The organism is Cellulomonas algicola (assembly GCF_003851725.1).
Taxonomy (GTDB): domain Bacteria; phylum Actinomycetota; class Actinomycetes; order Actinomycetales; family Cellulomonadaceae; genus Cellulomonas; species Cellulomonas algicola.
The window spans coordinates 1-6,786 of the sequence record NZ_BHYL01000388.1 but is presented as its reverse complement, the minus strand read 5'-3'; the positions used below and the strand labels follow the sequence as shown (position 1 = coordinate 6,786).

Here is a 6,786-nt window from a genome sequence, read left to right as displayed (position 1 = left end):
CGTCGGCGTCGAGCAGGTAGTCCGCGCGGTCCTCGTAACGCACCCAGTCCTCGTTGAAGAAGACGTGCGTGCCCACCAGCCCGAGCTCCTCGGCGAGCTCGCGGCACCGGGCCGCGACGGCCATCTCGGGGACGTCCGGGTTGGGGTGCCGCATCCCGAGGAAGTAGAGCCGGACCTCCGGCACCCGCGCACGCAGGACGTCGACAGCGCGCACGAGCGTGAGCGGGTCGAACCAGTTGTAGACGCCCCCGCCCCACAGGACGACCTTGTCGTCCTCCCCGATGCCCGGGACCACGCCCTTGATGGCGTGGCGGCGCTGCACGGGACGCTCCGCAGGGCTCCCGAACGGCGCGATCGCGAGCAGCGACCGCATCGACGGGTCGTCGTCGTACGTGTCGGGGTTGAGACGCCCCGCACCGGCGAGCTGGCCGAGCCACAGGTCGCGCTGACGACGCGACGCGCACAGGAAGAAGTCGCCGCGGCGCAGCTGGTCGCGCAGCTCGCCGAGCGCGAAGTCGAGGGCCCGCTCCCGCTCGGCGGCCGGCTTGTAGCGGTCCACCTCGAGCGTCTCGATGTGGAACGGGTCGTACAGGTCGACGACGAGCACCTGCTCGCACTCCTGCAGCCACGCGAACGCGTTGAACACGAAGCCCTGGATGACGACGACGTCGCTCGCCTCGACGCGCGCCCGGAAGTCGGACACGTCGATGTGCTCGGTGACGAACCCCTCGCCGTCACGCGTGCAGCGGCCGAACGTCACGACGCGCACGTCGTGCTCGTCGCTGAGCGCGCGCGCGATCTCCCACGCGCGGATGGCGGGACCGGCCATCCGGTCGGCGATGGTGTCCAGCGTGACGACGAGGACGCGCCGACGCGTGACCGCCGGCGCCGCGGCCTCCGCCGTCACGACCAGCGCCCGTCGAGCGCCAGGTAGCCGCCGGACTCGACGGGGTCGCCGAACTCCACCGCGACCCAGGCCGCCTCACGGACGTAGTCGAAGACGTGCGTGGTCGTCGAGTCGACGATCGACGCGAGGACCTGGAACCGGCCGGGCTGCAGCGCGAGCCGCGGGATCCGGCACTCCACGACCCCGGTGCCCTCGATCGCGTCGACGGAGTACTTCGCGTCGCGCGTGTTGTTCGCCCACAGGTAGACGCCGTCGTGCGACTCGATCGCGAGCCCGAAGACGGGCTTCTCGATCCGCTCGGTGGCGGTGTAGCGCAGCCGGATCGACACCTCGTCGCCCGTGCGCACGGCCTCCACCGGCCGGCCGTCGTGCAGCACCTCGACCTTGTCGAGCCGGGCCTCGCCGGTGCCCCACCGGACCTGACCGTCGGCGCCCGTGACCGCGTCGGTCCGCGTCGAGTCGAGGTAGCGCTGCAGGATCGGCGTGGCCTCCCCCGTCTCGACGAGCTTGCCGTGCTCGAGCCACGCGACCTGGTCGCACATGCTGCGCAGCGACGGCATCGAGTGGCTCACGACGACGACGGTGCGTCCCTCGCGCCGGAACTCGACGAACTTCTCGGTGCACTTCTCCTGGAACGCGGCGTCGCCGACCGCGAGCACCTCGTCCACCAGGAGGATCTCCGGGTCCACGTGGATCGCCACCGCGAAGCCGAGCCGCACGTACATGCCCGACGAGTAGTTCTTTACCGGCTGGTCGATGAACTGCTCGACGCCGGAGAAGTCGACGATCTGGTCGAACTTCCGCTCGATCTCGGGACGCGTCATGCCGAGGATCGACCCGTTGAGGTAGACGTTGTCGCGCCCCGACAGCTCCGGGTGGAAGCCGGACCCGACCTCGAGGAGCGCCGCGACCCGGCCGTTCGTCACGACGCTGCCCGAGTCGGGGTAGAGGATGCGCGCCATGCACTTGAGCAGCGTCGACTTGCCCGAGCCGTTGTCGCCCACGAGCCCGAACGTGCTGCCCTCGGGGATCTCGAAGCTCACGCCGTCGAGCGCGTGGAAGTCCTCGTAGACCGAGCGCCGGCCGCGCATGACCGCGGCCTTCAGCGTCTGGTTGCGCTCGTGGTAGACGCGGAACTTCTTGGTGACGTCGTCGACGGAGACCGCCACGGGACTCACAGGGCCTCCGCCAGCTTCGTCTGGTGGCGCCGGAACACGTACGCACCGACACCCAGGGACAGGACCGCCCAGCCGAGGCACATCAGGCTCGACTCGAGGCTCGGCCAGCGGTTGTCGTACAGCAGGTTGCGGAACACCTCGGAGAACCGCTCCATCGGGTTGAGCCGGTACAGGTCGAGCAGCGTCACCGACCCGAAGAGCGGGCCGATCTTCTCGGACTGCTCGGCGACGAGCGACACCGGGTAGACGATCGGCGTCGCGTAGAACCACGCCTGCAGCAGGATGCCGACGAAGTGCTGCGTGTCGCGGAAGTAGACGTTCGCGATCGACAGCATGAGCGAGACGCCGAGGGCGAACGCGAGCAGCACGACCATCGCGACCACCACGGCCGGGACCCACATCCAGGCGGCGGCACCCGCGACCACCAGGGCCACCAGCAGCACCAGCATCTCGAGCGACCACGTGAACCCGACCGAGAGCGCGTTCGACACCGGGAGCGTGACGCGCGGGAACGCGACCTTCTTGATGAGGTTCTCGTTGCCGACGATCGACCCCATGCCGCCGTTGACGACGTTCGTGAAGAACGCCCACGGCAGCAGCGCGCACAGGAGCCACAGCGCGAACACGTCGAGCCCGCTCGGGTCACCGGGCGCCGGCTGCATCCGCAGGATGAACGAGAAGACGGCGGTGAAGATGACCATCTGCGCGAGCGGGTTGACGAGCGACCACAGCTGGCCGAGCGCAGTCCGCTTGTACTTGCCCTTGACCTCGCGGCGCGTGAGGTTGGCGAGCAGCTCGCGCGAGGACGTCAGGTCGGAGACGAGCGACATCAGCGGCTCCCCCCGCGACCCAGGACGCGCCCGTACAGCGCGCGCGGTGCACGCAGCAGGCGCCACGACCGGGTCGCCTGGATCCGCCGGAGCGACTCCTGCGCCTCGGCGCGCTCGGCCGCGGCGCGCTCGACGTCGTGACGCGCGTGCTCGAGCTCGGCCCGCAGCGCGTCGCGCTCGTCGACGGCCCGGCGCAGCGCGCCCTCGCCGTCGTCCGGGACGGCCCGGACGATGAACTGGTACGTCCCCGAGTCGGGCTGCTGACGCACCCAGTCGACGACGCCCGCGGGAAGGTCCGCCGTGTCGACGTAGACGTCGGAGTCGAGGACGTCGCGCCAGGTGGTGCGCACCTCGACCGCGACGACGCCCGCCTCGGCGAGCAGCTCGAGCAGCGTGGTGCGCGTGACGAAGCGGATGTGCGTCCGGTCGAGCAGGCCCGTCTCGGTGTACCGCCAGCGTCCCTGCAGCAGCGCGAGCCGCAGCGACCCGTGCGCGACGTTCGGGATGGAGATCACGACGGAGCCGCCGGGACGCAGCAGCGTGACGAGCCGGCGCAGCGCGTCGACCGGGTCGGGCAGGTGCTCGAGGATGTCGGCGCACACGATCACGTCGTAGCGGCGGTCGCCGAACTCGTGCGCCAGGTCCATCGTCACGAGGTCGCCCACCACGAGGTGGTCGAGATGGGGACGCGCCTTCTCGGCCGCGTCGGCGTCGTACTCGATACCACTGACCACGCACCCGCGGGCGACCAGCGCCTCGGCGAGGTAGCCCGTGGCGCAGCCGACGTCGAGCACCGTCGACCCTCGCGGCACGAGGCTCATGACCTGGTTGTGGCTCGTGTTCGACACCGTCGGGTCGAGCGTGGTGTCGTACTGGGACATGCAGGGACCCGCTTACCTCGGCTGTCAGAAGGCGGGCGTCAGCATACAAGGCCGACACCCCGGACCGGACGCCCGTGACTAGCGGAAGTACCCCATGACGTCCCCCACCACGTCGACGCTGCCTGCGTTGTTGTACACGGAGACACCGCTGGTCCCTGGCCTGACGAAGGTCACGTTCGCGATGTCGGCGCCCGCCCCGGCGTTGAGGTCCGACGTGGCGGGCCGCGACCCGGGACCCCACGCCGTGAGGTACGTCGCGTAGGCGTTCGCGCGCGTCGCCGTGAGGTTGAGGACCACGGACGACGCGTCCGCGGGGACGCCGCCCACCGAGGCCACCGGGAAGGTCCGCGTCTGGCCGTCCCCGAGCTGCCGGCCCGTCAGCCGGGTGTCGAAGGCGCGGGCGGGCGCGACGGGCGTGAACCGCTGCGTGCCGCCGGGCCCGAACCAGCCGACCACGTCGACGACGACGTCCGCCGCCGACCCCGCGACGTTCACGTCCACCGCGCCGGAGCGCAGCGGCACGACCGCGCGGTTCGCGACGTCGCGACCCGGGACGTGGTTGACGGTGGAGGTGATGCCGGGCGCGCTGCCGCTCGGCACGACCGCGACGTTGCCGTAACCCGCCGCGCGGGACACGACGTTCACGACCACGGCCGTCGCGTCGGCGGGGATCCCCGACGTCCCCGCGAGCGGCACGGTGCGCCGTCCGCCGGCCGGGATCGCGCCGCCGCTCGTGCGGGTGTCGAGCGCGCGCGCCGCCGTCGTCAGGGGTGCGTAGCCGTCGGTCGCGCCGGAGTCGGTGAAGTAGCCGGTGACGTCCACGACGAGGTGCACGCTGCCCGCGTTGTTGTAGAGGCTGACCAGGCCCTGCCCGCCGACGCCGACCACCGTGGAGGCCGCCGTGGTCCGCCCGGCGTCGGCGTTCAGCACCGACGCCCCCGGTCGGGCCTGCCCCGCGGGCCAGGCGCTCACGTAGGACACGCCCGCGGAGCTGACGGCCGTGATGTTGAGGGCGACGGCCTTCGCGTCGGCCGGGACGCCTGCGACGCCGGCGACCTTGAGGTCCATGCGCGACGACGCGCCGAGCGAGCCTCCCGTCGCCCGCGTGTCGACGAGCCGGGCGGGGTCGACGGCCTCGTACCGCAGCGAGCCGGTGAGCGGCACGGCGGCGACGACGGGCGGGTTCTGGCTGCCCGTGATCTCGAAGTTCTGCGACCACGGCACGAGCGGCGACCCGTCGACAAGGTCGGTGCCCGTCATCGTGAGCGTGTACGGCCCGGCGCCGAGCGCGACGCCCGCGTCCGACCGGCCGTCCCAGCCCGCGATCGTCGTGCCCGACGTGGGGCCGGTGCTGCCGGCGCGGCGCACGAGCTCGACCCCGGTGCGGCGGTCGACGACCGTGAGCGTCCACCCGATGGAGCCGACGACGTCGGAGGCGACCGCGGTGCCCGCGCCGTACGCGAGCGACGTCGAGAGCAGGTAGGGATTCACCATCTGCGAGCCGACGAGGTCACGGGCCCGCGAGCGCACCGCGCCGAGCATCGCGTACCCGCGCTCCCCCGGGCACGCGGTGAACGCGACGTCGCGGTGACCGATGACGACCGGCAGCTGCAGACGCGTGCCTGCCGCGTACCGCGAGTTCTCGCCGCCGCCCGTCGTGTACCAGAACGACCCGGCCGGGTCGCGGTGGTAGGACGCGAGACGCCACGCGATCAGGCGGGCGACGCTCTCCTGCGTCGCGGCCGGCGGCGCGACGGCGCCGTACTCGCCCAGCATGGAGACGCCGACGCTGCCGGTGTTGAAGCCGCCCGCGTGCACGCCGATCACGGGCCGGTCGCCGGAGCCCGCGCGCCCCTCGTAGACGTTGCCCCACTTGTCGACGAGGTAGTTGTAGCCGATGTCGCACCAGCCGCGGGACTGCTGGTGGTAGCGCTGGTCGTTGCGGATCTGCGCCATGGCCTGCGCGACGCTGGTGTAGGCGTTCGAGCCCGCGGTGTGGTGGACGACCGCGAACTGCAGCGTGGACGCGACGTCGAACGCGCACAGCTGCGGGGCGGCGCCCCACTCGGCCCGCGAGACGATCGCGGGGGCCGCGACCGAGGACGCCTGCGCGAGGGCGCCGACGTCGCCGTCCTCGAGCGCGGCGGTGGTCGTGGCCGCCGCGGTCCGCGCCCCGGTGCCGTCGGTCGTGGCCGTGCCCGCCGCCGTGCCGGCGCCGTCCGTCACGTCACCCGTGACGCCGTCGGTCGCCGCGTCGCCCACGAGCGTCAGCTCGAGGTCCGCCGGTACGGCCGTCGTCGCGGGGAAGGAGAGCTCGACCGCGTCGGCGTCGCCGATCCAGACCGCCTCGGTGCCACCGCGCAGCGTGCGCTGCGCCTCGCTCGTCGACGCGTCGGGCGACGTGACCTCGTCGTCGAGCGCGCGCCACTGCGACCAGGTCCCGTCGGTGCGGGTCCGGACCTGGACCGCGAGCGAGGCCGCCGGGTCGGCCCAGGAGACGCCGATCGTCGTGTGCTCCGACGTGGCGATGGGCTCGGTCCGGACCCGGTCGGACCCGTGCGGCCGGTCGGCGGTCGCCGCGTCGGGCGTCGTCGCGTCGGACGCGGTCGTGTCGGGGTCCGTCTCGTCCGGGGTCGGGCCCGTCGTCGAGGGCGCCGGAAGCGCGAACGCCGACAGCCCGGACGGCGGGGCGACCGTGAGGTCGACCTCGTGGAGGGGCACGTCGGTGACGGCCCGCACGGCGGCGGCGCTCCCACCGTCCGTGCGGAGCGTCGCCTGCGCGGCGGGCGACGTGCCTCCCGCGGCGACGGGCAGCGCCTGCGCGGGCCCCGCACCTGCCACCAGACCTGCGGCGGCCACGGCTCCGGCTGCCCACCTCTGCACACGACTCGACATCGTCGCCCCTCCCTGCGTCGTGGCTCGCAGTCTTCGTGCCCCTCCGGGGCTGGTCAAGCCGCCCCGCCGGGCGGCGCGCGGGCACGTCACGCACG

At 72.8% G+C, this 6,786-nt stretch carries 5 protein-coding genes; all 5 read right to left on the bottom strand.

Annotation, left to right across the window (positions count from 1 at the left end):
• A partial coding sequence (locus CTKZ_RS19695) for a glycosyltransferase family protein (RefSeq protein WP_148090529.1) occupies positions 1-907 on the bottom strand: 907 nt, incomplete at its 3' end.
• Positions 904-2,085 (bottom strand): ABC transporter ATP-binding protein, encoded by a 1,182-nt coding sequence (locus tag CTKZ_RS19690; protein ID WP_235843568.1) that lies wholly within the window; start codon positions 2,083-2,085, stop codon positions 904-906. The genes CTKZ_RS19695 and CTKZ_RS19690, both read right to left, overlap by 4 nt.
• On the bottom strand, positions 2,082-2,915 hold the full coding sequence (locus tag CTKZ_RS19685; RefSeq protein ID WP_124344507.1) for an ABC transporter permease: 834 nt from the start codon (positions 2,913-2,915) through the stop codon (positions 2,082-2,084). The genes CTKZ_RS19690 and CTKZ_RS19685 overlap by 4 nt, the downstream gene beginning before the upstream one ends.
• On the bottom strand, positions 2,915-3,796 hold the full coding sequence (locus tag CTKZ_RS19680) for a class I SAM-dependent methyltransferase (protein ID WP_124344506.1): 882 nt from the start codon (positions 3,794-3,796) through the stop codon (positions 2,915-2,917). Before CTKZ_RS19680 ends, CTKZ_RS19685 begins: the two co-directional genes overlap by 1 nt.
• Before the next feature lie 78 nt (positions 3,797-3,874).
• Positions 3,875-6,655 carry a peptidoglycan recognition protein family protein gene (locus CTKZ_RS19675; RefSeq protein ID WP_124344505.1) on the bottom strand — a complete coding sequence of 927 codons (2,781 nt, stop codon included), beginning with the start codon at positions 6,653-6,655 and terminating at the stop codon, positions 3,875-3,877.
• Between the last annotated feature and the right edge of the window lie 131 nt (positions 6,656-6,786).

Coding starts and splice junctions, on each gene's coding strand:
- CTKZ_RS19680 (WP_124344506.1), bottom strand. CDS start 3,796: ATGTCCCAGTACGACACCACGCTCGACCCGACGGTGTCGAACACGAGC.
- CTKZ_RS19685 (WP_124344507.1), bottom strand. CDS start 2,915: ATGTCGCTCGTCTCCGACCTGACGTCCTCGCGCGAGCTGCTCGCCAAC.